The 26,959-nt window shown below is 71.0% G+C and carries 23 protein-coding genes, 1 tRNA gene and 1 pseudogene; 14 read left to right on the top strand and 11 right to left on the bottom strand.

What is annotated here, in order from left to right; all coding sequences use genetic code 11:
• Positions 1–6: 6 nt before the first annotated feature.
• From ABZ948_RS22565 to ABZ948_RS22550, 4 genes are all read left to right on the top strand, one after another.
• Entirely contained in the window at positions 7–2,568 is a 2,562-nt protein-coding gene (locus ABZ948_RS22565) for a serine/threonine-protein kinase (RefSeq protein ID WP_359762181.1), read from the top strand.
• A gap of 3 nt (positions 2,569–2,571) precedes the next feature.
• Entirely contained in the window at positions 2,572–3,993 is a 1,422-nt protein-coding gene (locus tag ABZ948_RS22560) for a PP2C family protein-serine/threonine phosphatase (RefSeq protein WP_359762179.1), read from the top strand.
• 100 nt (positions 3,994–4,093) lie between these two features.
• Positions 4,094–5,440: a vWA domain-containing protein gene (locus ABZ948_RS22555; RefSeq protein WP_359762177.1), complete on the top strand. Its 1,347-nt coding sequence runs from the start codon at positions 4,094–4,096 to the stop codon at positions 5,438–5,440.
• A gap of 44 nt (positions 5,441–5,484) precedes the next feature.
• Entirely contained in the window at positions 5,485–6,870 is a 1,386-nt protein-coding gene (locus tag ABZ948_RS22550; RefSeq protein WP_359762175.1) for an FHA domain-containing protein, read from the top strand.
• 54 nt (positions 6,871–6,924) lie between these two features.
• On the opposite strand, the gene ABZ948_RS22545 is transcribed toward ABZ948_RS22550, so the two are convergent.
• The gene (locus ABZ948_RS22545; RefSeq protein ID WP_359762173.1) at positions 6,925–7,908 is read right to left on the bottom strand and encodes a methyltransferase domain-containing protein; all 984 of its coding nucleotides are present in this window, start codon (positions 7,906–7,908) and stop codon (positions 6,925–6,927) included.
• Positions 7,909–7,974: 66 nt separating this feature from the next.
• On the opposite strand from ABZ948_RS22545, the gene ABZ948_RS22540 reads away from it, so the two are divergent.
• Positions 7,975–8,388: a globin gene (locus ABZ948_RS22540; RefSeq protein ID WP_037765910.1), complete on the top strand. Its 414-nt coding sequence runs from the start codon at positions 7,975–7,977 to the stop codon at positions 8,386–8,388.
• A 55-nt stretch (positions 8,389–8,443) separates the two neighbouring features.
• Here the strand turns inward: ABZ948_RS22540 and ABZ948_RS22535 are convergent, their stop codons facing one another.
• The 4 genes from ABZ948_RS22535 to ABZ948_RS22520 form a co-directional block, all read right to left on the bottom strand.
• Positions 8,444–9,112, bottom strand: coding sequence for a DUF8185 domain-containing protein (locus tag ABZ948_RS22535; RefSeq protein WP_359762171.1), 669 nt, complete (start codon positions 9,110–9,112; stop codon positions 8,444–8,446).
• Positions 9,109–9,522: an acyl-CoA thioesterase gene (locus tag ABZ948_RS22530; protein WP_359762169.1), complete on the bottom strand. Its 414-nt coding sequence runs from the start codon at positions 9,520–9,522 to the stop codon at positions 9,109–9,111. The genes ABZ948_RS22535 and ABZ948_RS22530 overlap by 4 nt, the downstream gene beginning before the upstream one ends.
• Positions 9,523–9,524: 2 nt before the next feature.
• Complete coding sequence (gene ettA / locus ABZ948_RS22525) at positions 9,525–11,189, bottom strand: energy-dependent translational throttle protein EttA (protein WP_359762168.1); 1,665 nt, start codon at positions 11,187–11,189, stop codon at positions 9,525–9,527.
• A 333-nt stretch (positions 11,190–11,522) separates the two neighbouring features.
• Positions 11,523–12,278, bottom strand: coding sequence for a GntR family transcriptional regulator (locus tag ABZ948_RS22520; protein WP_359762166.1), 756 nt, complete (start codon positions 12,276–12,278; stop codon positions 11,523–11,525).
• Positions 12,279–12,358: 80 nt separating this feature from the next.
• Between ABZ948_RS22520 and ABZ948_RS22515 the strand changes: the two genes are divergently transcribed.
• The 3 genes from ABZ948_RS22515 to ABZ948_RS22505 all read left to right on the top strand — a co-directional run bounded on the left by ABZ948_RS22515 (position 12,359) and on the right by ABZ948_RS22505 (position 14,346).
• On the top strand, positions 12,359–12,637 hold the full coding sequence (locus tag ABZ948_RS22515; RefSeq protein ID WP_359762164.1) for a hypothetical protein: 279 nt from the start codon (positions 12,359–12,361) through the stop codon (positions 12,635–12,637).
• A 589-nt stretch (positions 12,638–13,226) separates the two neighbouring features.
• Positions 13,227–13,523: a hypothetical protein gene (locus tag ABZ948_RS22510; protein WP_359762162.1), complete on the top strand. Its 297-nt coding sequence runs from the start codon at positions 13,227–13,229 to the stop codon at positions 13,521–13,523.
• A 298-nt stretch (positions 13,524–13,821) separates the two neighbouring features.
• Positions 13,822–14,346, top strand: coding sequence for a hypothetical protein (locus ABZ948_RS22505; protein WP_359762160.1), 525 nt, complete (start codon positions 13,822–13,824; stop codon positions 14,344–14,346).
• A gap of 673 nt (positions 14,347–15,019) precedes the next feature.
• Here ABZ948_RS22505 and ABZ948_RS22500 read toward each other — a convergent pair.
• Positions 15,020–15,301, bottom strand: a complete 282-nt coding sequence (locus ABZ948_RS22500; RefSeq protein WP_359762158.1) for a hypothetical protein — start codon at positions 15,299–15,301, stop codon at positions 15,020–15,022.
• Positions 15,302–16,436: 1,135 nt separating this feature from the next.
• Between ABZ948_RS22500 and ABZ948_RS22495 the strand changes: the two genes are divergently transcribed.
• Positions 16,437–17,219, top strand: a complete 783-nt coding sequence (locus ABZ948_RS22495; protein WP_359762201.1) for a DUF899 domain-containing protein — start codon at positions 16,437–16,439, stop codon at positions 17,217–17,219.
• Between the two features lie 32 nt (positions 17,220–17,251).
• On the opposite strand, the gene bamE is transcribed toward ABZ948_RS22495, so the two are convergent.
• The 5 genes from bamE to ABZ948_RS22470 form a co-directional block, all read right to left on the bottom strand.
• Positions 17,252–17,533, bottom strand: a complete 282-nt coding sequence (bamE, locus tag ABZ948_RS22490; RefSeq protein ID WP_359762156.1) for an outer membrane protein assembly factor BamE domain-containing protein — start codon at positions 17,531–17,533, stop codon at positions 17,252–17,254.
• A 116-nt stretch (positions 17,534–17,649) separates the two neighbouring features.
• On the bottom strand, positions 17,650–19,062 hold the full coding sequence (locus ABZ948_RS22485) for a Cys-Gln thioester bond-forming surface protein (RefSeq protein ID WP_359762154.1): 1,413 nt from the start codon (positions 19,060–19,062) through the stop codon (positions 17,650–17,652).
• 277 nt (positions 19,063–19,339) lie between these two features.
• On the bottom strand, positions 19,340–19,816 hold the full coding sequence (locus ABZ948_RS22480; protein WP_359762152.1) for a single-stranded DNA-binding protein: 477 nt from the start codon (positions 19,814–19,816) through the stop codon (positions 19,340–19,342).
• 203 nt (positions 19,817–20,019) lie between these two features.
• The gene (locus tag ABZ948_RS22475; RefSeq protein ID WP_435857572.1) at positions 20,020–21,684 is read right to left on the bottom strand and encodes a YfjP family GTPase; all 1,665 of its coding nucleotides are present in this window, start codon (positions 21,682–21,684) and stop codon (positions 20,020–20,022) included.
• A gap of 321 nt (positions 21,685–22,005) precedes the next feature.
• Complete coding sequence (locus ABZ948_RS22470; protein WP_359762149.1) at positions 22,006–23,613, bottom strand: dynamin family protein; 1,608 nt, start codon at positions 23,611–23,613, stop codon at positions 22,006–22,008.
• Between the two features lie 321 nt (positions 23,614–23,934).
• Here ABZ948_RS22470 and ABZ948_RS22465 point away from each other — a divergent pair.
• The 5 genes and pseudogenes from ABZ948_RS22465 (at position 23,935) to ABZ948_RS22445 (ending at position 26,889) form a co-directional block, all read left to right on the top strand.
• A tRNA-Arg gene (locus ABZ948_RS22465) sits at positions 23,935–24,007 on the top strand.
• Between the two features lie 152 nt (positions 24,008–24,159).
• Positions 24,160–24,774 (top strand): hypothetical protein, encoded by a 615-nt coding sequence (locus ABZ948_RS22460; RefSeq protein ID WP_359762148.1) that lies wholly within the window; start codon positions 24,160–24,162, stop codon positions 24,772–24,774.
• Between the two features lie 42 nt (positions 24,775–24,816).
• Positions 24,817–25,158 (top strand): annotated as a pseudogene (locus ABZ948_RS22455) (Rossmann-fold NAD(P)-binding domain-containing protein); the annotation flags it as partial.
• 112 nt (positions 25,159–25,270) lie between these two features.
• On the top strand, positions 25,271–25,786 hold the full coding sequence (locus tag ABZ948_RS22450) for a DinB family protein (protein WP_359762146.1): 516 nt from the start codon (positions 25,271–25,273) through the stop codon (positions 25,784–25,786).
• A 143-nt stretch (positions 25,787–25,929) separates the two neighbouring features.
• Entirely contained in the window at positions 25,930–26,889 is a 960-nt protein-coding gene (locus tag ABZ948_RS22445; protein ID WP_359762144.1) for a D-2-hydroxyacid dehydrogenase family protein, read from the top strand.
• The last annotated feature ends 70 nt before the right edge of the window (positions 26,890–26,959 follow it).

Raw genomic sequence — 26,959 nt, 5'->3', positions numbered from 1 at the left:
GAGTCCATGAGTCAGGCACCGCAGCAACCACCCGGCCCGTCGCCACGCGCGTGCCAGCGCCCCACCTGCGACGGCAGCTACGAGGACGTGGGCGGCGGCGAGCTGTACTGCGACACCTGCGGCCTCGCCCCGGTCGTCGCGCCTGGGGGTCCCCCCTCCGGGGGAGGCATGGTCGGCTCACCCCCCACCGGCATCACCGCCGGGGGCAGGGCCGGCTCGGGCGGCAGCGGCAGCTCCCGCTCCGGCAGCCGCGGTTCCTCCCGTACGTCGTCGCAGTCGTCGAAGTCGCGCCGCTCGGTCTCGGGACGCCTCTCGCGCTCCCTGTCGGGCAAGTCGACGGGCCGCTCGGTGTCCGTGCGCAGCTCCGGTTCCGCCGCCGGTTCCTCGTCGCGGGGGCGGCTGGGTGCCGGGCTGGTGCAGGTCCCGCCGATCCCGCGGCCGAACCCGCGCGCGATGGTCCTGGACAACCCCGAGGTGCCCGAGCGCAAGCGGTTCTGCTCGCGCTCGGACTGCGGCGCTCCGGTGGGCCGGGCACGCGGCGACCGGCCGGGCCGCACGGAGGGCTTCTGCACCAAGTGCGGGCACCCGTACTCGTTCGTGCCGAAGCTGAAGGCGGGAGACGTGGTGCACGGCCAGTACGAGGTCGTCGGCTGCCTCGCGCACGGCGGTCTCGGCTGGATCTACCTCGCCGTCGACCGGGCGGTCTCGGACCGCTGGGTGGTCCTCAAGGGCCTGCTGGACACGGGCGACCAGGACGCGATGGCCGCGGCGATCTCCGAGCGGCGCTTCCTCGCGGAGATCGAGCACGCCAACATCGTGCGGATCTACAACTTCGTGGAGCACCTGGACCAGCGCACGGGTTCGCTCGACGGCTACATCGTCATGGAGTACGTCGGCGGCAAGTCCCTGAAGGAGATCGCCAACGCCCGCCGCACCCCGGATGGCCGCCGCGACCCGCTGCCGGTGGAGCAGGCCTGTGCGTACGGCATCGAGGCGCTGGAGGCGCTCGGCCACCTGCACAGCCGGAACCTGCTGTACTGCGACTTCAAGGTCGACAACGCCATCCAGACCGAGGACCAGCTGAAGCTGATCGACATGGGCGCGGTGCGCAGGATGGACGACGAGGAGTCGGCCATCTACGGCACGGTCGGCTACCAGGCGCCGGAGGTGGCGGAGGCCGGCCCGTCGGTGGCGAGCGACCTCTACACCGTCGCCCGCACTCTCGCCGTCCTCACCTTCGACTTCCAGGGCTACACGAACGTCTACGCGGACTCCCTGCCCGACCCGGACCACATCGAGGTCTTCCGGCAGTACGAGTCGTTCTACCGCCTCCTGGTCCGCGCCACCGACCCCGACCCGGCCCGCCGGTTCGCCTCCGCGCAGGAGATGACCGAGCAGCTCACTGGCGTCCTGCGGGAGGTCGTCTCCCTCCAGACGGGCCGCGCCCGGCCGGCCCTGTCCACGCTGTTCGGCCCGGAGCTGCGGGTCACGGACACGGAGCTGTTCCCGAAGCCCGACGGGGAGGTGTCGCGGCTGGGCGCGCGGGCGGTGCGCACCCGGCGCCGCGTCCCCGCCCTGCCCGCCGCCGCGGCGCACCCGCAGAGCCCCGGCACCGCCCACGGCCTCGTCAGGCCCGTCGACACCTCCGCCGCCGCCCTGGCCCTGCCCGTCCCCCGCGTCGACCCGACCGACCCCAACGCGGGTTTCCTGGCGGGCCTGATGACGTCCGCCCCGGCCGAGCTGCTCGGCGCCCTCGCGGCGGCTCCGGCCCCGTCGGTCGAGACGCGGCTGCGGCAGATCCGGGCCTGGCTGGAGACGGGCGATCCGGCCGCCGCGCTGCAGGCCCTGGTCCGGCTGGAGGGAGAGCGGCCCGACGACTGGCGGGTGGTCTGGTACCGGGGCGTGGCCGCGCTGGTGACCGGCGACGACGAGGGCGCCGCGCTCGCCTTCGACGCGATCTACGACGCCTTCCCGGGCGAGATCGCGCCCAAGCTGGCGCTGGGGCTCTGCGCGGAGGTGCTGGGCCAGCTCGACAACGCCGCCGAGTACTACCGGCTGGTGTGGTCGACCGACCCGAGCCATGTGAGCGCCGCGTTCGGGCTGGCCCGCGTGCAGCTGGCGACCGGGGACCGGCGCGGCGCCGTACGGACGCTGGAGTCGGTCCCGGAGTCGTCCATCCACTACACGGCGGCACGCGTGGCGGCGGTCCGGGCGCGGCTGCGCCAGCGCACGGCGACGGCTTCCGACGTACCGTTCCTGGACGACCTGACGGCCGCCGCGGCGCAGGTCGAGGCGCTGGAGGCGTACGGTCTGGATCCGGCGCGCCGGGAGCAGTTGTCGGCCGAAGTCCTCGGCTGCGCGCTGGACTGGGTACTCTCCGGGGGCCAGGGTTCCGCCCCTCCCGCCGCCGGAGGACGGACGCTGCTCGGCAGCGGCCTGGACGAACGGGGCCTGCGCTTCGGCCTGGAGCGTTCGTACCGCACGCTGGCCCGGCTGGCGCGGGGCGGCGAGGAGAGGATCGACCTGGTGGAACGTGCCAATCGTTACCGCCCCCGGACGTGGGTGTAGTTGATGTCGCAGATGCCCCAGTTGTCCGCCTGCCCGAGTTGCGAGGAACCCCTCGAATCGGGTGACCGTTTCTGCGGCGCGTGCGGATACGACCTGTCCGCCGTGCCGGCACGGCCTCAGGACAACCCGACCATCACCATGAACGGCTCGGTGCCCGTCCAGGGCGCTCCGGCCGGTGCGTATCCCGAGCCCCCGGCGGCGCCACCCGCCGGCGCGCCCTGGCCCGCCCCCGGGCCGGTCGGCTCGGGCGCCCCGGGCGCGGCGCACCTGCCGACGGACCTCCCGGGCACGGACTCGGGCGGCTCCGCGCTGCCGCCGAACGCGCCGCCGCCCCCGGCAGCCCCGCCGGCCCCGGCCCCGGCCGCGGGTGTGCGGTTCGACCGGCCGCAGCAGCCCGACGGCTACGCGGCACCGGCCGAGGCCTACCGGACCCAGCCCGACGAGTACCCCCTCCAGGCACCGGACCCACGGGTGTCCGCCGAGCCCGCCGCCCCGGCCGCGGGTCCCGGCGGCAAGGTCTGCGTGGCCTGCCGAGCCGGCCGCGTGGACGACGACGGCTACTGCGAGAACTGCGGCCACGCCCAGCCGCGCGAACGGGACCACATGGAGCAGGAGTCCGGCCCGGTGGCCGCGGTCAGCGACCGCGGCCTGCGCCACCACCGCAACGAGGACGCGTTCGCCATCGGCACCACCGCGCTGCCCGACGGCTCCCCCGCCTCCGTGGCGATCGTCTGCGACGGTGTCTCCTCGGCGACCCGCCCCGACGACGCCTCCGCGGCGGCGGCCAGGGCGGCGAGCGAGACCCTGCTGGCCGCACTGCCGCGCGGTGTCCACCCGCAACAGGCGATGCACGACGCGATCGTCGCCGCCTCGCGCGCCGTCAACTCGCTGGCCGAGGAGCCCGCCACGGCCCGCGAGCACGCCTCGCACCAGAACGCCCCGGCGTGCACGATCGTCGGCTCGGTGGTGACGTCGGGCCTGCTGATCGTCGGCTGGGTCGGCGACAGCCGCGCCTACTGGGTCCCGGTCGACCGGAGCGCTCCCCCCGCCCGGCTCACCGAGGACGACTCCTGGGCCGCGCAGATGGTCGCCGCGGGCCTGATGAACGAGGCCGAGGCCTACGCCGACGAACGCGCCCACGCGATCACCGGCTGGCTCGGCGCGGACGCCTACGAACTGGAGCCGCACACCGCCGCTTTCAAGCCGGACCGGCCGGGCGTGGTGGTCGTCTGCACGGACGGCCTGTGGAACTACGCCGAGGCAGCGGAGGAAATGGCCCGGGTCGTTCCGCTCGACGCCGCCACGCACCCGCTGCACAGCGCCCGGGTGCTCGTGGGCCACGCCCTGGACGGCGGGGGCCACGACAACGTAACAGTGGCGCTCGTGCCGTTCCCGGCCGTGCCCCAGGGGGCAGGATCGGCCTGAGGCCACGTACGGGGACGCCTCGGCGGACCGGAGGGGACCGGTCCGCTCCACTGTCATCACCCCGCCGCGGTGGGGGCTTTGGAGGGGGATCGAAGCAGCCATGGCCAATTTCTCGAAGTCCAACGTGCCCCAGTTCTCGGTGGACGTGTACCAGAACGAGTACCTGCCGGAGGGCGCCGGCGAGGTCAACGCCATCGTCACGGTGACGGCGACCGGCGGCGGCACGATCGGCAGCGCGGTCGCGGCGCCCCACCTCTACTCGCCCGGCCAGGGCCCGTCCGCGGCCGTGGCGCTCATGGTCGACTGCTCGGGGTCGATGGACTACCCGCCGACCAAGATGCGCAACGCCCGGGACGCCACGGCCGCGGCGATCGACACCCTGCGCGACGGCGTCCACTTCGCGGTGATCGGCGGGACGCACGAGGCCAAGGAGGTGTACCCGGGCGGCGGACGCCTCGCGGTCGCCGACGCCACCACCCGCGAGCAGGCCAAGCGGGCACTGCGGGCGCTCAGCGCGGGCGGCGGCACGGCGATCGGCACCTGGCTGAAACTGGCCGACCGCCTGCTGTCCTCCGCGGACGTCGCCATCCGGCACGGCATCCTGCTCACCGACGGCCGCAACGAACACGAGTCACCCCAGGACCTGAAGGCCGCGCTCGACGCGTGCGCCGGGCGCTTCACGTGCGACGCGCGCGGTGTGGGCACCGACTGGGAAGTGAAAGAAGTCACAGGGATCGCCTCGGCCCTGCTCGGCACGGCCGACATCGTCGCCGATCCGGCCGGGCTCGCCGCCGACTTCACGCGGATGATGGAGACGGCGATGGGCAAGGAGGTCGCGGACGTCTCGCTGCGGCTGTGGACCCCGGTCGACACGACTGTGAAGTTCGTCAAGCAGGTCGCGCCCACGGTCGAGGAACTGACCGGCCGGCGCACCGAGGCGGGCCCCCGGGCGGGCGACTACCCCCTTGGTTCCTGGGGAGACGAGTCCCGCGACTACCACGTCTGCGTGGAGGTCCCGGCCGCGCACATCGGCCAGGAGATGCTGGCGGCCCGGATCTCGCTGGTCATTCCGCAGCCCGACGGCAGCGTCCAGAACCTTGGAGCGCAGGGTCTGGTGCGGGCCGTGTGGACCGACGACATGGTCGCCTCGACGTCGATCAACCCCCAGGTCGCCCACTACACCGGCCAGGCCGAACTGGCACAAGCCATCCAACAAGGTCTGGATCTCCGTAAGTCGGGAGATATGGACGGAGCAACGGCCAAACTGGGCAGGGCCGTTCAGCTCGCGAGTGCGTCCGGGAACGCCGATACTGCGAAACTGCTTGCGAAGGTGGTGGACGTGGTCGATGCCGCGACCGGTACTGTGCGACTGAAGGCGAAGGTCGAGGAAGCCGACGAGATGACGCTCGAAACTCGGTCCACCAAGACTGTTCGCGTGAAGAAGTGACCTAGAGCAGTGGCCTAGAAGGAACGAAGGAGGGACGCGCCGACATGCCGACCTGCCCGAACGGACACCAGTCGGGTTCCGACGACTGGTGCGAGGTCTGCGGTCACCGCATGGCGGGTGCCGTGCCTCCGCCTCCTCCCCCGCCGCCCCCGCCCGGCGGCGGCTACGGCTTCCCGCCCCCCGCCGGTCCTGGCGGCCCCGGCGGCCCTCCCGGCGGCCCCGGTGGGCGCCCGCCGCACCTGTCTGCCGTACCGAATGCCGAGCCGGAGCTCTGCCCGCAGTGCCGTACGCCCCGTGAGGGCGGCGCCCCGTTCTGCGAGGAGTGCCGGTGGAACTTCCTGACGAACACGGCGACCTCGTACACCCCCGCCGCCCCGCCCCAGCCCGGCCCGGGCGGGCGTTTCCAGCCGCCGGGCCAGCCCGGCCCGTCGTACGGCGGCGGTGACGCGTACGACTACCAGAGCTCCCGCCCGTCGCAGGTGAACCGCCCGGCCGAGCCCATCCCGCCGTTCGGCGGCGGCCCCTCGGGCCCGCCCCACCAGGGTGGTGGCGCTCCCGGCCCCGGCGGTCCCGCGGGGCGTGAGTTTCCTCCCGGCCCGGGTGGCCCCGGCGGTCCGCCCGGCCCGCCCGGATTCGGCCCCGACCCGTCCCGGCCGGTCCCCCCGCCGCCCGGCCCCGGTGGGCCTGGCGGCCCCGGTGCGCCCGGCGGACACGGTGCGCCTGGTGGACACGGTGGTCCCGGTGGCCCCGGCGGTGCTCCGCAGGGCTTCCAGCAGGCCGGTCCGCCGGCCCCGCCCGGATTCCCGCAGGAGACCCGGCGTCCGCCGCAGCAGGGCGGTCCGTTCGGCGGCGGTGACGACGACTGGGTGATCTCCCCGCCGTCCACCGGCCCGGGCGGCCATGGCGGCCCCGGTGGGCCCGGCCCCGGCCAGGGCGGCGGCTACGGCTACCCGCAGCCCGGCGCGACCCAGGCCCCGCCCGGCCCCGGCGGCTTCCCGCAGCAGCCCCAGGCGCCCCAGGGACCGGCGACCTGGACCGCGACCATCGGCCCGGACCGCGACTACTTCATGGCGATGATGCAGCGCTCCGGCCCCGAGGCCGCGGGCCTGAACCTGCCCGCTTACTCGCCCGAGCAGCAGCGCACGCTCACCGGCAACCAGATCACGATCGGCCGCCGCCGGCACTCCACCGGCGACACCCCCGACATCGACCTGTCGACGCCGCCGGAGGACCCGGGCGTCTCGCACCAGCACGCGGTGCTGGTGCAGCAGCCGGACGGCAGCTGGGCGGTCGTCGACCAGAACTCGACGAACGGCACGACGGTCAACGGCTCCGAGGAGCCGATCCAGCCGTTCGTGCCCGTGCCGCTGCAGGACGGCGACCGGGTGCACGTGGGCGCCTGGACGACGATCACGATCCGCCGCGGCTGAGTCCGCCCGGCCCGGCCGGCCCGGACAGTTCGGCCGGCCAGGTCAGGTGCCTCGTCAGGACGGGAGGGGCCAGGCGTACGGCCCCTCCGGGTCGTCCAGCCAGGCCCACTCCCGCTCGCCGCTGACCGTGATGCCGTAGCGCTCGCGGTGCGGCCTGCCCTCCTGCTCCCACAGCGCGAGGGCCTCCTGCGGGTCGAGGCTGCCCCGGGTCAGCGCCAGCAGGAAGCGGAACAGGTCGTCCTCCCTGGCCCGGCGCGGCACCCCGCCCAGCTGGACCGGCTCGCCCCCGGGCCGGCTCGCGCCGCGCAGCGGCACGAAGTAGGCGGGCGTGTGCAGGAACCGCCCCTCGGCGTGCCCGGCGTCGCTCACCGTCAGGACGACGAGGCCGGTGGCGAGCGGGATGAGGATCCGGCCGCCGGGACGGCTCTGCGCGAGCCAGGCGCGCGGCACGGTACCGAGGGCGCAGGTGGCGATGATCCGGTCGAACGGGGCGCGCTCGGGCACACCCCGGGCGCCGTCGCCGGTGACGACGACCGGGTGGTACCCGGCCGCGGCCAGGTGCCGGCGGGCCGACTCGGTGATCTCCGGGTCGAGGTCGACGGTGGTGACCTTGTCGTCGCCCAGCCGGTGGGCGAGGAGCGCGGCGTTGTAGCCGGTGCCGGCGCCGATCTCCAGGACCGTGTGGCCGTCCGCCACGTCCAGCGCGGCCAGCATGTCCGCCATCAGCGACGGCTGGCTGCTGGACGACAGCAGCTCGCCGTCGCGCAGCCGGGTCGCCAGCGGGGTGTCCTCGTAGGCGCCGCGCAGCCACCGCTCCCGCGCCTCACGCTCGGGACTCTCGCCCCAGCGGCGTTCGAAGCCCCCGGCGACGCCGACGTAGTAGTACGGCACGAAGAGGTGCCGCGGCACCGCCGCGAACGCCTCCCGCCACCCCGGGTCGGCGACCCAGGCACCGCTCGCCTCGATCCGGCGTACCAGCGCCGCCCGCGCGGAGGCGGCGAGACCGTCCAGTTCCCTGTCGGGAGCATGCCCGCCCATACCCCCACACTAAGGGCACCGAGGCTGGTCCTAGGCCTTGAGTCCTATGTCCCGGCGTCTGAGAGCATGGAGGGCGTGAAAGAGATTCGGCGCGGCACGCTTCAGGAGCAGACCTTCTACGAGCAGGTCGGCGGGGAGGAGACCTTCCGTCGGCTCGTCCACCGTTTCTACGAGGGAGTCGCCGAGGACCCGCTGCTGCGGCCCATGTATCCCGAGGAGGACCTGGGCCCGGCCGAGGAGCGCCTCACGCTCTTCCTCATCCAGTACTGGGGCGGCCCCACGACGTACAGCGACAACCGCGGCCATCCCCGTCTGCGGATGCGGCACGCGCCCTTCACGGTCGACCGTGCGGCGCACGACGCCTGGCTGAAGCACATGCGGGTCGCCGTCGAGGAGCTCGGGCTGTCCGAGGAGCACGAGCACACGCTGTGGAACTACCTGACGTACGCGGCGGCGTCGATGGTGAACACCCCGGGCTGATCAGGGGGCTCTCCGTCCCGGGCTTCCGGGCTGGTCCCGGGGGGCGTGGCGACGGTCAGCGGACGCTGACGTCCAGCGCCCCGAGCCCGGCCCGCCGTACGGCGATCGACCCGTACGGTGTGCGCAGCCGCAGCCAGGCGCCCGAGGAGAACAGGGCCGGCGGTGCCCCGGGCCGCAGGAAGCCGAGCGACTGGGCCGCGTGCACGGCCCGTACGGGCAGCCGGGTGTCGCCGACCGTACGGGACCAGATGTCCCGGCCGATCCGGTCCAGCTCGGCCCGGGTGCGCCGCTCGTCGGGCAACTCCTGCGTGCGGGAGCGGAACTCGGCGACCACGGCCGCCACCAGGGAGCGCAGGGCGTCCGGCGCGGGCAGCCCCGGCTCGGGCCGCCAGCCGCCGCGCGGCGGCAGCACACCGGCCCACGGCGGCCCGGTGACCTCGCCCGGCACGACCGCCGTGGCACCCTTCTCGTCCACCGACTCCAGCAGTTCACCGGCGGACACGGTCACGTCCAGCGTGACCTCGAGCCCGTTCTCGTACGGCTTCGCCAGCCGTACCGCGCGGATCGCCAGCACCTCGAAGGACGGCGGCCGCCCGAAGACGGCGAGCGCGGTGCCCGCGGCCTGCAGACGCACCGCGGCCCCGCGGTCGTAGTGGAGCAGCCGGGAGAGGAAGGCCGCGAGATCCGCCGCCTCCCCCTCGTCGGCGAGGTGGAGCACCGTCATGCGGCGACGGCCTCCTCCTCGTCGTCGTCCATGTACTCGCGCAGGAACTCCCGCTCCTCCGCGGTGATCCGGCGCGGTCGCTGCGTCTCGAAGTCGAACGGCACGATCACCGTCGAGGCGCGCACATAGATCTCGTCGCCGTCCTTCACCTCGTAGGTGAGGGTGAAGGACGCCGCCCTTATCTCCGTGACCCACAGCTCGATGTCCACCGGGTGGTGCCGGTGGACGAGCTGCCGCTTGTAGTCGATCTCATGGCGAGCCACCACGGACCCCTGCTTGAAGTCCTTCTCCGGGCGGAACAGGAAGTCGATACGGGCCTCCTCCAGGTAGCGGAGGAACACCACGTTGTTGACGTGGCCGTACGCGTCCATGTCCGCCCAGCGCAGCGGGCAGCGGTAGATGTGCCGCAAGATCAGCCCCGGGTCAGCTTCTTGTAGGTGGCGCGGTGCGGACGGGAGGCGTCCGGGCCGAGCCGCTCGACCTTGTTCTTCTCGTAGGACTCGAAGTTGCCCTCGAACCAGAACCACTTGGACTCGCCCTCGTAGGCGAGGATGTGCGTGGCGATGCGGTCCAGGAACCACCGGTCGTGGGAGACGACCACGGCGCAGCCGGGGAACTCCAGCAGCGCGTTCTCCAGGCTGGAGAGGGTCTCGACGTCGAGGTCGTTGGTCGGCTCGTCGAGGAGCAGCAGGTTGCCGCCCTGCTTGAGGGTGAGCGCGAGGTTCAGGCGGTTGCGCTCACCGCCGGAGAGCACGCCGGCCGGCTTCTGCTGGTCCGGCCCCTTGAACCCGAAGGCGGAGACGTACGCGCGGGACGGCATCTCGACCTGTCCGACGTTGATGTAGTCCAGCTCGTCGGAGACGACGGCCCACAGGGTCTTCTTCGGGTCGATGTTCTCGCGGCTCTGGTCGACGTAGGAGATCTTGACGGTGTCGCCGACCTTGATGGAACCGGAGTCGGGCTCCTCGAATCCCTGGATCATCTTGAACAGGGTCGTCTTGCCGGCGCCGTTCGGCCCGATGATGCCGACGATGCCGTTCCGCGGCAGCGTGAAGCTGAGGTCGTCGATGAGGACCTTGTCACCGAAGGCCTTGCTGATGTTGTTGACCTCGACGACGACGTTGCCCAGACGCGGGCCCGGCGGGATCTGGATCTCCTCGAAGTCCAGCTTCCGCATCTTGTCGGCCTCGGCGGCCATCTCCTCGTAGCGGGCCAGACGCGCCTTGGACTTGGCCTGCCGCCCCTTGGCGTTGGAGCGAACCCATTCGAGCTCCTCCTTCAGCCGCTTCTGCCGCTTGGCGTCCTTCTGCCCCTCGACCTTCAGACGGGCGGCCTTGGTCTCCAGGTACTTGGAGTAGTTGCCCTCGTAGGGGTAGAGGCGACCGCGGTCGACCTCGCAGATCCACTGGGCGACGTTGTCGAGGAAGTACCGGTCGTGGGTGACCGCGACGACGGTGCCCGGGTACTTGGCCAGGTGCTGCTCCAGCCAGTTCACCGACTCGGCGTCGAGGTGGTTGGTGGGCTCGTCGAGCAGCAGCAGGTCGGGCTGCTCCAGCAGCAGCTTGCACAGCGCGACGCGGCGGCGCTCACCACCGGAGAGGTTGGTGACGGCCCAGTCGCCGGGCGGGCAGCCCAGGGCGTCCATGGCCTGCTCCAGCTGCGCGTCGAGGTCCCAGGCGTTGGCGTGGTCGAGCTGCTCCTGCAGCTTGCCCATCTCGTCCATGAGCTCGTCGGAGTAGTCGGTCGCCATCTGCTCGGCGATCTCGTTGAACCGGTCGAGCTTGCCCTTGATCTCGGCGACACCCTCCTGGACGTTCTCCAGGACGGTCTTCTCCTCGTTCAGCGGCGGCTCCTGCAGCAGGATGCCGACCGTGTAACCGGGCGTGAGGAAGGCGTCACCGTTGGACGGCTGCTCGATCCCGGCCATGATCTTCAGGATCGTCGACTTTCCGGCGCCGTTCGGGCCGACGACGCCGATCTTCGCCCCCGGCAGGAAGCTCGTCGTCACGTCGTCGAGGATCACCTTGTCGCCGTGCGCCTTACGCGCCTTGCGCATGGTGTAAATGAACTCAGCCAAGAGAAACCGTCCGGCAGCTTGAATCTGGCAGTGGGCAGATACACCCCATCTTGCCGTACCGCTACCCCTGGGTGGAAACGCGTATGGGTGGGGGGCTGTGACCTGGGGGTTCGTGGTGAGTGGCTCGGACTCGTCTGTCTCTGCCGGTCGCCGTTGGTCGGCCTCGGGCGCCCTTGGACGGCCCAGGGACGGCCCAGGAATGATCACTTGTGGGCAGCATGCGTGGGGTTGGGCCGCCGCCACGAGTGAACGGCAGGGCTGACCGCCCTCACCGCTTGCATGACGTGGACGCACCGAAGCACCGGGACAGCCCGCCCACGCGAAAGCCTGTGCCTACCGGTTGATCGGGATCTCGTAGACGATCTCGCAGTGAGCGGCGGGCACGACGATGTCCGCTGTCTCGACGGGTCGCCCCTGGTCGCTGTAGTACGTCCGCCGGATGTGCGTGACGAGGGCGGCCTTCTGGATGCCCAGAAGAGAGGCCTCCTCGGCGGTCGCCTGTCGCGGTTCCGGCTGCTCCACGGCGTGGCTGACGGTGACACCGATCGCGGCCATGCGGTTCACGACACCGGCCCCGGCGTGCGGGCCTCCCTCGGGGAGAACGACGAGGGTGCCGGCGGTGAGGTCGTAGGGCTCCCAACTCGTCGACAGTTGCACCGGCCTGCCGTCGGCCAGGAACTCGTATGACGTCCTGACGCACAGGTCGCCCTCGCTGATGCCCAGCCGCGCCGCGATGTCGGCCGGGGCGGGGACCTTGGCGTCGGTCCGGCTCTCCCAATCTCCTTGCCTGCCCACGGCCTTCATGTCCGCCCGAAAGGGAGATCCGCTGGGCTGCTCGCGCGCAGACGACCGGACAACCCGCACCCGTTGCCGAGGCTCGGCGACGTAGGTCCCTGATCCGGCGCGACCTTCCAGCACGCCCTGGGAGATCAGCAGCTCCTGCGCCCGGCGAACCACGTTCTCGCCAACGCCGCACTCCTGGCCGATCTGGGCGCGGGAGGGCAGTCGATCCCCCGGCTCCCACACGTGCTCCGCGATCCGCCGCCGAAGTTCGTCGGCGATGCGGAGGTAGGGCGGCTGCTCAGGCATATGGAAAATCTAGTCCACTAGCTCTAATCTAGTTAACTAGCTTCACTCAAAGTGATCGCCGGTTAACGGAGGCTGCCCCTGTGCCCGCTTCGGGAGTCCGCGCGGCAGCCATCGCTGCCCGGCTGTCCGGCCTCGGGCTGCCCGCACGCGTGGAAGAGCACGACCGGCAGACGTCGATCGAGGCGGAGGTACCGGAATCACTCACCGCCGACTTATGGCGGGAGGTCCTGGAAGCAGTGGCTGAGGCCGATCGGTTCGGGCTTCTCGCCACGAGCCTGAACGACCGCACCCTCTGGGCGGTCGTAAACAAAGCGGTCCCCACGACGGGCGACGTCGGGGGACCGAGCTATCAGCGATAGGAGCTGACCAGCGTGCTCAACCGTATCCGCCGTGCCGCCTCGCTTGCCAGAGAACGGTACTTCCCTAAGGGCAGGCACCGCCGCCCCTTACGGCCGTCCGGGCCGACGCTTGCTCCCGCTTCCGCCGCGTTCGCCGACGAGCCGACGGTCGTCCTGAGCCAGGCTCTCGACAGGGCGGGTCACTGGCAGCCACTCCGGGGTGAGGACACCGCACTTGTCCGTCCGTATGTACTGGCGCATGAAGAGCGCGCACGCCGACCTAGGGTCGTCCTCGCTCCCTATCTCCCAGCCGACGCCAGGTCGATCCTCCTGGGGGTTCAGTGATGCCATCACGGCGGCAAGCCCTTGGCTCGGAAGCCTCGGCCACCTCGTACCGCTCGACTGCATGCCAGATCGGCACGCATCACGCCTGCGCGGAGTCGTCGCCGGAGTTGGCGCCGGTCGACCTTCCCTTGATTTACGAGGCTTGCGATTGCCTGTGCCACGCGGCACCCGGCCGGCCTCAGCCCAGAGGTGACGCGGTGAGCGGGTCGGCATCGAGTGGCACGCCAGCGCTCAGCGCCGAGATCACCGAGAGGGGCACACAGGCATGACGGCACATGACGAACTAAGACTTCTCCCGTGGGCAGGGCCGGACGGCAAGCCGTGCTACTTGAGCACCGATGACCAAGGCGGCTACGTCTCCCGCCTGGCGGACCACATCGAGGCGTTCCAACTCGGCATGGCATCCCAACTGCTGGAGCACTCGCGTCAGGTACTCGACGAGGAGACCGAGGACCTGGAGGAGCTGAACCTTCTCGCTGCCCAACTGACGAGCGCACTGCGAGACGTGCTGCGTGTAGCGACCAGTCGCGGACGCGTGCGCGTTGTGCCTGGACGCCCTTGAGGGGCTGAGCGGCAGCGGTGCGCTGTGCGGCAGGGAGCCTCGGCCACGGTCCGGGGCTCCTTTTCTTGGCCCGGCGTGCAGTTGGCGCGCCCGCAGTGAGGTCGAGACTGGTGACCACCGCTTTAGGAGTTCGATTGCAGCTCAGTGCGACCTGCCAGCAGGGGCCCGCTGACCGCTTGTGGATCCGGCGCCAGCCGTCGCTGTGTGCCACCGTTCGCCGACGTTGATGTCAGTTGGTGATGTCAGGCCGGCAGACGGCCCTACCGTGATCTGTTGGTCCACCGTCATACTGGCCTCTATGGGGGACAACAGTTGGTGGGTTGGCGTGCTCACTGCGCTTACTGCCATCGGGGCCAGTTGGGTCACCAGCCGGGGAAACACGTCTTCAGCACGAATTGAAGCTGAAGTCAACGCGCACGCTAGCCATGTTGCGAAAGTGCGTGACGAAAGGCGGCGGGCGTACAGCGAGATGAGCGCGAGCGCTCATGCGTTAGCTGAAGTGTTCTGGCGTATGGTGGAAGTGGACCGATCTGTGGACAATTCGCGGAAAGCGGAAATCGTAAAAGAGATGCAGATTGCATCCAGGAAGGCGTTGAGCGGGGTCACCAAAGCGAGTACAGAAGTGTACCTTCAAGGCCCCGAACCAGTTGCCAAAGAGGCGCGAGCTCTCCAGCAAGCTGCAGTTGCATCTTTTTGGAAGCTCGGAGAAATCGGTGATGCGTGTGGTGATCAGCGAAACCAATACACCCTCGCCTACCAGGCTTTCCGAGCCCAGCATCATCGGTTTATCGATGTTGCCCGTGCAGGGTTGGAGGTCACGTAGAAGCGTAGGGTACTGGCATCTCTACGTCTCTCACTCAAGAGCCCCGTCAGTTGGCTACGGGTGGTGCAAGCACCGTTTTGACCGTGGCTGACTGCTGCATCTGGCACGCCAGTGGCACAAACTTCTCAGCCGACGACAGCCAGCCACGACGGTGGGTGCGTCAGCCGACAAGGCGCGCACGTGCCTCGCTGTACCCCAACCGGCCTCCGCCTCGCTGCCAATGCCGTCGACCAGAGCAAGCGGCGACGGCCGTCCCGTAACGACGGTGCCTGAGCCCTCAGCTTGGGAAGCTCAGGGCATCAAGGGCTTGAGCAGGTCTTCCCGCCAGGCATCTCCCAGCGACTTGGGTCCCCTGCCGTCAAAGGCCCCAAACCGTGATCGGTCCGGGGCCTGGCTGGCTGGTGCCCCCGGCAGGATTCGAACCTGCGACACCCGCTTTAGGAGTGCCACAGGATCCCTGCCGAGTTGTGTCGGCCCGTGTCTCGTGGTGCTTTCCGCGCAGGTCAGCCCCACGCGACACGTTGCGTCGTCCACGCTCTGGACGGCCGGTGCCCCGCCTTCCGCTCAGGCACCGCTCACCCAGACGGCCCTCGTGGAAGGGGAGCGCGCTGTTGTTGGGCCAGCGGCCCGTGACGTCGATCGTCGCGGGCCGCTGCCCCCTGTGAGGCGCCCCTCAGAGCAGGTCGCGCTCCATCATGTCGTCCGCCTCTTCCCAGGTGATGAAAGAGCAGGCTCCGGTGGTCAGGTCGACCGCCACGGGCAGGTTCCCGCCGAGTTGCATGTCCTCACGTCCGTGATCGAGGTATTCGACATGGTCGTAGGGAGCGATGAACCGACCCCCGTCCGTAAAGCAGTAATCTGGGATGATCCTCACGTTCGAGGAGGCCCCCCATGTTCGACTTTCTTCCGCAAGGAACTCCGCGGCTTTGCGCTCGGCTTCCTCCGGGGCGAGCATTTCAGTTTCCTATTCACTAGTAGTCGCGGTACTTCTTGGCTCCCATGCGCTGATCTCTCGCCGGATTGCTACTTTCTGGGTACGGTAGGTCCACCACCCATCGTGCCATCCCCAGAACAGCTTGAGTCCTGTTGACAAAGAAATCGTCACACTGACAGCGATCAGGAGCCAAGTCTTCTTCTGTGTCTCCTGGTAGATGAAAGGAGTGGGAGAACTACGCTTAGGCAAATTTCGATGGTGCCCAAAAAACGGAACCAAATTCCAGACGCTCGAGATAGAATGCTGGATCGCTTGTGATGTGACGTCAGTAGCCGATGGACGATTTCGGAGCATTCTTTGAATTCGCTAGAAACCGTTTGGTGCCAAGTGTGACTGGACTCACGCCGCCCGAAAATTCCCACTGATCCCCCTCCATTCAGCGGGTAGATAGTAGCTCTATCCCCTCTTGCGTGTAGTGCAGTCGGTGGCATTGCCTGCCAAGAGGATGCTCTGGCCGAGGGGTGCCTGGCCGTCGTCGCTGCTGCCTGATAGTCCAGGCTTCACCATCACGCACGCCAACATGCTGATGGTCTGATTGCCGTGTCTCGGACCGTAAGCCCAGGCTCTGCCAGTGCCACTGCCGCGCACCCTTTCCAACTGTGGTGGTGGCTCGTGAGGTCGCGTGCAGGGGCGTTCACCTGCGTTCATGGGCGGCCAGCTCGTGTGCTGCAGCCCGGCTCCTGGTCCTGTTTGGACGGCCGTGAACGGGGCTGAATGAGACGGAAACTGAGACGGACGGCCATCACGAGACCCCTGGTCACGCACCCAGGGGCGCGTCTTCAGGCTTACCGTGCTCGCCACGGTTCCACGTGACGACACCTCTGCTTCCAGGTGTAGCCGCCAGGAACGCCGACGCTGACGGAACTCCAGAAAGGCTCGGCCTCGCGGAAATGGCCGTACGCCCGTGTGCCACTGGACGTCCATCTGCCCCACCTCGCGAGTTGGGTGCCTGTCTTCAGAGTGCGCCCCCGGCCGACGGACGGCAATGCCCGGAGCCGTCGTCGCGATGAGTTCCGGGCCGGCCCGGAGTCTGTTCCTGGTGAGCGTCGTGGCACGCCGTACGACGCTGCCCGCACGAGACACCCCGGAGGACACCATGACGACCACGCCGGACGATCCGACCACCGCGCTGCCCGGCCGCCCGCCCGTGGTCGACCTGGCCACCTGGCAGGCCGCCCGGGACGAGCTGCTGGTCCGGGAGAAGGCCCACACCCGCGAGGGCGACGCCCTGGCAGCGGCCCGCCGCCGGCTACCGATGGTGGAGTTCGACGGGACGGTCGAGGTCGTCGGACCCGACGGCCCGGTCCCGTTCCTGGACCTGTTCCAGGGCCGCGACGAACTCGTCGTCTACCAGCACATGTGGTACGACGGCGCGCCGCACCAGGGGCAGTGCGAGGGCTGCACTACCACGGCCTGGCACCTGAAGGACGCCGTCTACCTCAATGCCCGCGGCGTCTCGTTCGCCGTCCTGACCACGGGCCCGTGGGACGAGGTGGCCTCCTACGTCGAGTTCATGGGCTACACCCAGCCCTGGTACTCGGTGCGCGGCCTGGACGCACCCGTCGGCGGCGCCATGGGGTACCTCACCTGCTTCCTGCGCGACGGCGACCGCGTGTTCCTCACCTACTCCACGACGGGCCGCGGCAACGAGCGCGTCAACGGCTCCCTCGGTCTGCTCGACATGACGCCCTACGGCCGCGGCGAAGCGTGGGAGGACAAGCCCGAGGGCTGGCCCGAGGGCGGCAGCCCGTGCTGGTCCTGGCGCTCGGACGCGGACGGGAACGCCACGTGGGGCCCGACCAGCCGCCCGGTCCCGCAGTGGACCCGCCCCGGCGCGACCCCTGTGGACACCCTCGGCCGCCACGGCCACCACCACTGACGCGCCACCGGCGACCTACGACGTCGACAGGTTCAGGCGGCGCCGTCGGCGGGTTCCCCGCGGCCGGGAACGGGAGTGACGAGGACCTTCTCCACTCGCCCCCGCGTGAAGTGGATGAACGTCGCGAGGCCCGCGTCCGGCGTGTTCGCGTAGACCCACGCCTCGGACCGGCTCCGGCGGCGCCAGACCCGCAGGTCCAGGAAGGACCTCGTCGCGTACCGGCCCAGGAACTGCCGGTCGTTGACGGAGTTCGTGGGGCTCCCCAGCAGGTGTCTGACCTGCCTGCGCGTCATGCCCGGTTCCACCATGGTCATGGGCGCAAGGTAGGCGGAGCCTGCCGGGACCCGTCCCCGGAGGGGACGGGGTCGGCCCCGCCGTCAGTCCTCGCCGTCAGTCCTCACCGTCAGCGCCCCACCGCCGGCCTTCACTGTCAGCGCCCCGCCGTCGGCTCCCGGCGCCGCAGCACGACCAGCGTCGTCCCGCCAATCAGGACCAGGCCGATGGCGATGCCCGTGATCAGCGGCGTGACACCCGAGCCGCCGGTCTCGGCGAGGTTGGTGTCCGAGGCCGTGCCGCCCACCGCGGCCGGGCTCGGCTCGCTCAGGGTCTGCGTGGCGGCGCCCGCCCCGCTGCCCTGGATCCGGCAGTCCAGCATGCCGGTGAAGCGCTTCTCGAAGCTTCCGGGGCCGTGGATGGTGAAGTCGTACGCCTGGTCCTCCTGGAGCGGGACCGTCACCGTGCGCGTCTCGCCCGCGGCGATGGTGTGCTCGAGACCGGCGAGCTCGAAGGTGAACGGCTCGTCGCCCTTGTTGGACGCGATGACGTCGACACCGCCCTCGGCGCAGTTCTTCGCCGCCGTCAGAGCGGGAACCGGGCCCTCCTTCAGCCAGGTCGCCTCGGCCGTCGCCGACACCGTCGACTCGCTGGACCCGGCCAGGATCTGCGTCTGGCTCCGGCTCCCGGAGGCGAAGGCGCGGCCGACCGGCACGGTGGTGGAGGCCTGCACGGTCAGCTCGGCCGTGCCGGCCGCCGCTTCCTCGGGCACCTCGAAGAACACCTGCCCGCCGTCGGGCGCGGAGGTGACGGCCTTGCCCTGCTTGTCGACGATCCGGACCCCGCTCGTGGCGGCGTCCGCGGGCGGGGTGACCGTCGCGCTGCCGGCGTTGGTGCGCACCGTCACCGGCCCGAGCCGCTCCCCCGGGCGGCCGGAGACCGCGGACGGTTCGAGCGTGAGCGAGGCCCGGGGCTCGGCGAGGTCACGGGCGCTCTTGTGGAGGTAGTCCGCGAGCTGCTCGGCCTGCGGGTCGAGCGCGTCGACGGCCGCGTCGTCCGAGTAGCGCCAGATCGCCACCTGCGTACCGGACGCCGCGTCCTGCTCGGTCAGCGCGCCTCGGACGCCCGCCTTCCGGGCGAGCGCCGCGAGGTCGTTCACCTGAGGGTAGGAGTTCTGCAGGATCCAGCGGATCTTGCCGGCGTCCTTGTTGGTGCCCAGGGACGTGCCGCTCCAGGGCGTCTCGTGGTACTCGGCGTCGCGCTGCGTGGGGTTGTGGAGGTCGACGCAGTACGTCTGCAGCATGCCGCCGCCCTCGACGGACATCTCGAACAGGCCCGCCGACACGTGCTGGTCGCCGGTGCCGCCGTGTATCACCGCGGTCCCGTACGTCTTGAGCCCGGCTATCGTCGCGGTCGCTCCGCCCTGGCTCTGCGTCGTCTCGTCGGCGGCCGACGCCTGGCCGGCACCGGCCAGACCGCCCGCGGTGACAAGCCCGGACACCACCGTCGCGGCGGCGAGGCGGGCCGCCCCTCGCCTGCGTACGAACAGCTCAGAGAACGAAGCAAACACCAAATTCCCCTTCGAGCAGGACCCGTTGACGTGGGGGGACGGTCCCACCAGCAGAATCAGAAGGCTCACAGGCCCCAAAAGCCCCGAGAGCCATGTCCGGCATCCTAGGGACGCGGCGAGCCGTGCTAGCCGGTCAGACGGTCGGACGGGTGATCCGACTCGTAATCGTTATCGCCAAGACCCCTTGTGAGCAGGGCTTATCGGCAGATCACCTCTGACGTACAGTGCGCTCTCGCCGATAAGCCACAGTTCGGGCAGCCGGGGGCGGTGATTGACGTCACGTCAACGCCGGTGTCCCGTCACGCTGTTGAGGCGGTACGTCCGCGGCCGATCCGGAACCCTCGGGCGCTGTCTCCCAGTTGGGCTCCGGCTGCGGCGGTGACGCCGCCGTCTCCTGCTTGCCTCCGCGCCGGAAGGCCGAGGTGCCCCAGGCGAGATCGTGGCCGATGGCGATCGCGTCGATGTCCGCCGACGTCCAGTTCTGCCCCTCGCGCACATCGGTGCGGACCTTCAGCCGGCCCTGCACGATCACGGGTTCGCCCACTGTCAGGGACGCCGCCGTGTTCGTGGCGAGCTGGCGGTTGGCCCAGACCGTGAAGAAGTTGGTGTGCCCGTCCGTCCAGGTGCTCTTCTCGCGGTCCCAGTACCGCGCGGTGACGGCGAGCCGGAACCTCGCCGACGGGCCGGACGCCATCTCCCGGTACACCGGCTGCGTCGCCACACGGCCGACCGCGCAGACCATCGTCTCGTTCATCGCGTACCCCTCCCTCGCCCGGACTCCGACACCGGGCCGACACACGTACGGGCCCGTCCCGTACGGCTGTGTCCGCCAGACTGCCGCCGCCGGGCCGGGCCCGCTGAGCGCTGTGGACCACCGCCTGCCTGTGGACAACGCCGCCACCGGAACGGGTGAGCCGAGCGCCGCCCTTGCCCCCACACGCCCTCGCGCCTCTTGAGTCAGGCCCCCACCACCCTCCCGTACTGCTCCCGCACCTCCCGATACCGCAACAACTCCGCAGCCACCGGATCCAGCACCCGAGCCCTCCCGCACCCGGCCGCCGCCTCCCGCAGCCGCCGTTCCGCCTCCAGCCCGTAGCGCCGGGCCGGGCCCCGGGCCGCCATCCGGCAGCTCCACTCGATGAGCGGGCCGCCGACGATGCCGATCACCATGAGCAGCACCGGCACCCCCAGGTTCGGCGCCATGACCCCGACGATCTGGCCCAGCAGCCACAGCCCGCCCAGGAACTGCAGGATCGTCATGGAGGCCTGCGACAGCACGGCCACCGGCCACCACCCCGGCCGGGGCGGCCGCCCGGCCGGTACGCCCGCGCGCACGGACAGCTCGTCCAACGCCTCGGGCAGCCCCTGCGAGCCGCGGACGGCCGCCTCGCGCACCGCCTGTGCCCACGGCGCGGGCAGCCCGGCCGAGGCCCGGTCGGCCACCGTCCGCACCGCCTGCTCGACCCGCTGCCGGGCGGTGGCCTCCTCGTCGGCCTGTGTGCGCGAGGGCAGCCGCCCCGTGGTGGCCTCACCGCGGTCCTGGTACCAGCGCCACAGCCGCAGCCAAGGCGTACCGCAGGCGCGGTTGGCGTTGCGCAGCCAGGCGCGTTCGGCCGCCTCGCCCGCCGCCGTGGCGCCCACCGCGTCCGCGAGCCGGTCCGCGAACTCCTCCCGGGCCTGCTCGCTGAGCCCGGTCCGCCGCTGTGTGGCGTACACGGGCCACAGCCGCGCCGCCGCGATGTCCACGTCGGCCGAGATGCGGCGGCCCGGTGCCCCCCGCTCCGCGACGAACTGGCCGAGCGCCTCGCGCAGTTCCCCGACGCCGTCCCCGGTGAGCGCGGACAGCGCGAGCACGGTCGTCCCCGGTTCGCCGTACTCCCCGAGGGCGATGCCGTCCTCGTCGAGGAGCCGCCGCAGGTCGTCGAGGACCTGCTCGGCGGCCTCACCGGGCAGCCGGTCGATCTGGTTGAGGACGACGAACATGACCTCCGCGTGGGCCGCCATGGGCCGCAGATAGCGCTCGTGGAGGACGGCGTCGGCGTACTTCTCAGGGTCGACGACCCAGATGACGGCGTCGACGAGCCCCAGGATGCGGTCGACGTGCTCGCGGTGCTGCACGGCGGCCGAGTCGTGGTCGGGCAGGTCGATCAGGACGAGCCCGCGCAGCTGGGACTCCGCGTCGCCGGTCGGCAGCGGACGGCGGCGCAGCCGGGGCGGGATGCCGAGCCGCTCGATGAGGCTCGCCGCCCCGTCGCTCCAGCTGCACGCGATGGGCGCCGCGGTGGTGGGACGGCGCACTCCGGTCTCCGAGATGGTCACCCCGGCGAGCGCGTTGAACAGCTGCGACTTGCCACTGCCGGTGGCACCGGCGATGGCGACGACGGTGTGCTGCCCGGAGAGCCTGCGCCGCGCGGACGCCTCGTCGAGCACCCGGCCGGCGCCCGCGAGCGTCCGGCTGTCGAGCCGGGTGCGGGAGAGCCCGACGAGTTCGCGCAGCGCCTCCAGCCGGGAGCGCAGCACCCCGTCGTACACCAGCGGGGTCACCGCGGTCGGGGCGGCGGACCGGCTGTCCGGGGCGTGGTACCGCTCTCCGCCGGTGGTCTCGTCGACCCGCCGCGCGATGAGCCCGTCGTCCCAGGCACCGCCGGAGTCCGTACGGCCGTCCCGCCCGCGCGCGTGGGTGTCGTGGTCGGCGCGCTCCTGGTGACGCTGCCCGCCCTCGGTGGGGCCCGGGTCCGTGGAGGCCGACGCCGGAGCCCCTCCGGCGGAACGCCCCGGGGCTCCCGCCCGACCCGCGCCGTCGGGCTGATCCGCGTCGTTGGGCTGATCCCCGTGGTTCGGCTGATCCCCGTGGTTCCGCTGATCCCCGTGGTTCCGCTGATCCGCGTCGTCCGGCTGGTCGGCGTGCTCGGTGTGGTCCTGGTCAGTGACGGCGGTCACCGGTCACCTCTCCTTCTGCAGTACGGACAGCGCGGCGATGAGTTCGGCCTGGGGCTCCGGGTGGACGTCGAGCGCGTCGAGCGGGGCGAGCCGGCGCTCGCGTTCGGCGTGCAGGACCCGGTCCACGTGCTCGGTGAGCAGCCGTCCGGCCCGGTCGCGCAGCCGCAGCGCCCCGTGGGCGCCGATCCGCTCGGCGAGGCCCTCCCCTGCCATCCGCCCCCGGCGGCCGCCCAGCAGGGAGGTGGCGACGAGGGCGGCGACCAGCTCGGGGTCGGGCGCGACGTTCCGGTCGAGCTCGCGCACCTCGTCCTCGGCGTGCTCCTCGAGCTCGCGCCGCCAGCGCCGTACGGCGAGGCCGATCCGGTGCTCGGCGCTGTCCGCTGTGGCATCGCGCGCGGTGAGTTCCGGTGCGGCGGCCGCCGGTTCGCGCCGCCAGGCGTCGTCGACGCGTTCGTCGGCGGCGGTGACGGCGCACAGCAGCAGGGCGCTGAGGCTCTCCACGAGCGCGTCGAGGAGTTCTCCGGCGGTGCAGTCCAGGGGGAAGGCGCGCCACCGCTTGAGTGCGTCCCCGGCGAGCACGGCTCCGGACTGCAACCTGCTCCGCACGCGCGTGTGCTCGCTGTCGTACGCCCCTTCGACGGCGGCGGTGAGCCGCAGCGCGGCGGCGTACTGCGCGGCGGCGGCGCCGGCCAGCTCGGGCATCCGGGACTTGAGGGAGTCGAGAACGCCGTACGCGGTGCGGGCCAGGACGTGCTGCCGGGCCTCCGGGTCCTGGGCCTGGTGAATGAGCCAGTTGCGCAGTTGGGCGACGGCGGTGGCCGGCAGCAACCCGCCGCCCCAGGCGGACTCGGGCAGTTCGGGGACGGTGAACCGAGGCACGTGCCCGAGGCCGGCCTTGGTGAGCAGGGCCCCGTACTGCCGGGACACCTCGTTGACCACCTGGTGGGGGACCCGGTCGAGGACGGTGACGAGGGTGACGTCGTACTCCTTGGCGGTGCGCAGCATGTGCCAGGGCACGGCGTCGGCGTAGCGGGCGGCCGTGGTGACCATGACCCAGATGTCGGCGGCGCAGATGAGTTCGGCGGCCAGGACGCGGTTGTCGGAGACCAGGGAGTCGATGTCGGGGGCGTCGAGCAGGGCGAGGCCGGGCGGCAGCGTCTCGGCGGTCTCGACACGCAGCACGCGCGCGGGGTTCTCGCCGGGCAGCAGCAGGTCGTCCGTGGCGTCCTGCTGGGGCACCCACACGCGGGTGAGGTCGGGCAGCACCCGCATACCGCTGAACCAGTGGTGGTCCTCCGGATGGCAGACCAGCACGGGCGTCCGTGTCGTCGGCCGCAGCACGCCCGCCTCGCTGACCCGGCGCCCGACGAGGGAGTTCACCAGCGTGGACTTCCCGGCGCCGGTCGAGCCGCCCACGACGGCCAGAAGCGGCGCTTCGGGCTCCCGCAGGCGGGGCACCAAGTAGTCGTCGAGCTGCGCGAGCAGTTCGTCGCGGTTGGCACGCGCGCGTGGGGCCCCCGCCAGGGGCAGCGGGAAGCGTGCGGCGGCGACACGGTCGCGCAGGGCGGAGAGTGCGTCGAGCAGCTGAGGCCGTACGTCCAAGGTCACCACATGCGAAGAATGCCCAATTTTAGGGGAATTCTGAAGCATATGAGCATGTCTGCGCGCCGACAGAACACAAGGGACGGAAGGGGCGTCTGGGACACGGGCACACTCCAGGCATAACGAGTGCACAACACCCGATGCCTCAGACGCCAAAAGCGGTGCACGATTCGTACCTGCCTGCGATTATCAGGACCGCTTCACCGAACCTCCACATCGAGCCACGGAGGCGAAGCAACAGGGACAAGGACGCGGGAGCCCTATCCTTGTCCCCGGCAACGTCACGGATCAGCCCACACCAGGGCACCACGACAGAGGCCACCACACCCGGCCCCCGTAGCTCAGTGGATAGAGCAGGCGCCTTCTAAGCGCTTGGCCGCAGGTTCGAGTCCTGCCGGGGGCGCAAGTCTCCGCCCTCCCTTTGGGGAGGGCTTTTTGCTGGTCAGGGTGGTACGAGATCCATCAACGGCCGGCCGGCAGTCGACACCGAGCCGTAGTCACCGGAGTGCGCCCCATGACCAACGAGGCCCCGGTCTGCCCGGTACCTTCACCGCCATGGGACTCGACATCACCGTGATGATCGCCGACCGTTCCTGGCTGGCGGAGGTTCCGCCACAGGAGCGGGTGTCGCGGCTACGGGATGCCTGGTACGCCGATGAGACGGGGCTGTGGGATCACGATGTGGGCGTGGCCGAGGAGGGATGCGGATGGGTCTGGCCCCTGGGGGTCAACAGCGCCTACTTCGCCGTGTACGAGTTCGCACACTCCCTGGGCTCGTTCAAAGCGCACTTCTGGGCCGGGCAGCGATGGGAACGCGTCCGCGATCATGTGCACCCCTTGCTGCGGAACGAACTCGACGCACTGCTGGGCGGACTCGTCTGGGACGGGCCGAACGGCGAGGCGCGGCACGCCGACCCGGAGTTCTTCGGTGAGGGCGGCTACGGCGTCCTGCTCGCCCGGTCGCCGGAGGGCGTGAGGGAACTGGCAACGACCTGGGGCCGCGTGTTGCCTCGCCTCGGCCGGATACGAGAGCCCTTCGGTGAGCATGCCGCGGTCCCCGACGGGTGGGTCCGGGATTTCGAGGCCTTCGTGGACCTGCTGACGCAGTGGGGGCACGTGCTGACCGAAGCGTCTCGGCGCGGGTGGTGCGTCGTGGGGCTGAGTGAGTAGTCGCCCTCCGCAGGAGATGCTCGCCCTCCGCAGGAGATGCTCGCCATGTCGTGGTTCGGGGGCAAGGGCGCCAATGCCTACCACCTGACCAAGGCCGCCGCCTGGGCCATGACCAACGGCGTCCGCCTGGAGCTCGCCGAGCAGGGCACGCTCGTCACAGCGGTACACCTCGGCCTGGCCGACACCGACATGGCCGCGGCCTGGCCGGTGGACAAGATCGCTCCGTCGGACCTGGCCGACGCGGCCCTCGATGGTGTCGAGGCGGGCTCCGCCGAGGTCCTCGCCGACCAGTGGAGCCGGGACGTCAAGTCCCGTCTGCCGCTGGCGCCGGAAGAGTTCAACGCCGCAATGGAGCGCGCCCTGGCGGCGCTCATGGCGGCCTGAGGGGGCCCCTCGGGCCGCACGGACTTCGGTCGGCTGCTTCCCCATCGGCCTCTCGAACTCATCTACTTGTAATCACTCGACACCCCCTCAGCCCCGCGAGATCCTCCTCCTGATGACGCAACGAACCGATACGCCTCCCGCCTGGGACGAGCGCACGCAGCTGATGACCTTCCTCGACTACGCCCGTGCCACGGCGCGCGCGAAGTGCGAGGGCGTGTCCGCGGAAGACGCCCGGAAAGCCCCGCTTCCGAACTCACCGTTGATGACCCTGTGCGGGCTGATCAGCCATCTGCGGTGGGTCGAATACCACTGGATCCAAGTGATGTTCCTGGGGGAGGAACCCGAGGGTCCGCTCACGCAGGCGACCGACGACGACCCCGACCCCGAGATGCGGACTGCGGTGGACATCCCGTTGCCCCGGCTGCTCGCCGAATACGAGGAGCAGAGCGACCGCTACCGTCGTCTGCTGTCCGAGCACGATGTGAACACCAAGGCCAAGCGCCCCATCGGCGACGGCCGCCATGTGGATCTCCGCTGGGTGATCCTGCACCTCATCGAAGAGATCTCCCGGCACAACGGGCACCTCGACATCGTGCGAGAGCTCGTCGACGGACGGACCGGCGTCTGACGGACGGGCTGACCGGCGTCCAGTGCCGCCGGTCAGCCCCCCACCCCGGGAAGACCGGGGGCGGCGGCCAGGCCGCAGAAGGCGGAACAGCCCGTCGTAGAGTCAGTTCTCCAAGCCCCTGTCCGCGAGAGGGAGACGACGACGTGCGGCTGCGCTGTGCTGTGCTGAACGACTTTCAGAAGGTGGCGACGGAGGTCGCCGACTGGTCGGTGGTCGCGGACGACGTGGAGGTCGTCTGCTTCGACAGCCACATCGACGGCGAGGACGCCCTCGCCGCGGCCCTGGCCGACTTCGACATCGTGGTGACCGTGCGCGAGCGCGTACCGTTCCCCGGTTCGCTGATCACCCGGCTGCCCCGGCTGAAACTGCTCGTCGCCTCCGGCATGCGCAACTCGGTCATCGACTACGCGGCCGCCGAGGCACACGGTGTCACCGTCTGCGGCACGGCCAGCTCCTCCACCCCGCCGGTCGAACTGACCTGGGCGCTGCTGCTCGGCCTCGCCCGCGGCATCGTCGAGGAGAACACCGCCCTGCGCACCGGCGGCCGCTGGCAGAGCACCGTCGGTGCCGATCTGCACGGCCGCCGCCTGGGGCTCCTCGGCCTGGGGAAGATCGGCAGCCGCGTCGCCCAGGTCGGTCTCGCCTTCGGCATGCGGGTCGCCGCGTGGAGCCAGAACCTCACCCGGGAGCGCGCCGAGGAGGTCGGCGTGGAACTCGCCGGCTCCAAGGAGGAACTGCTCGCGGAGAGCGACTTCGTCTCCGTCCACCTCGCGCTCAGCGACCGCACCCGCGGTCTGCTCGGCCCCGCCGAACTCGCCCTCCTCAAGCCGACCGCCTACCTGGTCAACACCTCGCGCGCGGCGATCGTCGACCAGGACGCCCTCCTCGACGCCCTGCACGCCGGCCGGATCGCGGGCGCCGGGGTGGACGTCTTCGACATCGAGCCCCTGCCCGCCGGACACCCGATGCGCACGGCTCCCCGCCTCCTCGCCACCCCGCACCTCGGGTACGTCTCCCGCGCCAATTACGCGACCTACTACGGGCAGGCCGTGGAGGACATCCGGGCCTTCCTCGACGGCACTCCGGTACGACGGCTCCCCTGACCGCCTCCAGGACGGGTGATCCGGCCATGATCGCCGTGACCCGCGGTGAACGGGCGCGTTGAACGGGAAG

It is taken from the genome of Streptomyces olindensis (genome assembly GCF_040645895.1).
GTDB lineage: Bacteria > Actinomycetota > Actinomycetes > Streptomycetales > Streptomycetaceae > Streptomyces > Streptomyces olindensis.
Note: the sequence above shows the minus strand (reverse complement) of the source record. Positions and strands in the feature narration are given on the sequence as shown.

Excerpts from the sequence above, each read along its gene's own strand:
- ABZ948_RS22495 (WP_359762201.1), top strand. The coding sequence starts at position 16,437 with ATGACGACCACGCCGGACGATCCGACCACCGCGCTGCCCGGCCGCCCG.
- ABZ948_RS22505 (WP_359762160.1), top strand. The coding sequence starts at position 13,822 with ATGGGGGACAACAGTTGGTGGGTTGGCGTGCTCACTGCGCTTACTGCC.
- ABZ948_RS22560 (WP_359762179.1), top strand. The coding sequence starts at position 2,572 with ATGTCGCAGATGCCCCAGTTGTCCGCCTGCCCGAGTTGCGAGGAACCC.
- ABZ948_RS22500 (WP_359762158.1), bottom strand. The coding sequence starts at position 15,301 with ATGCTCGCCCCGGAGGAAGCCGAGCGCAAAGCCGCGGAGTTCCTTGCG.
- ABZ948_RS22510 (WP_359762162.1), top strand. The coding sequence starts at position 13,227 with ATGACGGCACATGACGAACTAAGACTTCTCCCGTGGGCAGGGCCGGAC.
- bamE (WP_359762156.1), bottom strand. The coding sequence starts at position 17,533 with ATGACCATGGTGGAACCGGGCATGACGCGCAGGCAGGTCAGACACCTG.
- ABZ948_RS22555 (WP_359762177.1), top strand. The coding sequence starts at position 4,094 with ATGGCCAATTTCTCGAAGTCCAACGTGCCCCAGTTCTCGGTGGACGTG.
- ABZ948_RS22450 (WP_359762146.1), top strand. The coding sequence starts at position 25,271 with ATGACGCAACGAACCGATACGCCTCCCGCCTGGGACGAGCGCACGCAG.
- ABZ948_RS22550 (WP_359762175.1), top strand. The coding sequence starts at position 5,485 with ATGCCGACCTGCCCGAACGGACACCAGTCGGGTTCCGACGACTGGTGC.
- ABZ948_RS22545 (WP_359762173.1), bottom strand. The coding sequence starts at position 7,908 with ATGGGCGGGCATGCTCCCGACAGGGAACTGGACGGTCTCGCCGCCTCC.
- ABZ948_RS22535 (WP_359762171.1), bottom strand. The coding sequence starts at position 9,112 with ATGACGGTGCTCCACCTCGCCGACGAGGGGGAGGCGGCGGATCTCGCG.
- ABZ948_RS22565 (WP_359762181.1), top strand. The coding sequence starts at position 7 with ATGAGTCAGGCACCGCAGCAACCACCCGGCCCGTCGCCACGCGCGTGC.
- ABZ948_RS22480 (WP_359762152.1), bottom strand. The coding sequence starts at position 19,816 with ATGAACGAGACGATGGTCTGCGCGGTCGGCCGTGTGGCGACGCAGCCG.
- ABZ948_RS22460 (WP_359762148.1), top strand. The coding sequence starts at position 24,160 with ATGGGACTCGACATCACCGTGATGATCGCCGACCGTTCCTGGCTGGCG.
- ABZ948_RS22520 (WP_359762166.1), bottom strand. The coding sequence starts at position 12,278 with ATGCCTGAGCAGCCGCCCTACCTCCGCATCGCCGACGAACTTCGGCGG.
- ABZ948_RS22540 (WP_037765910.1), top strand. The coding sequence starts at position 7,975 with ATGGAGGGCGTGAAAGAGATTCGGCGCGGCACGCTTCAGGAGCAGACC.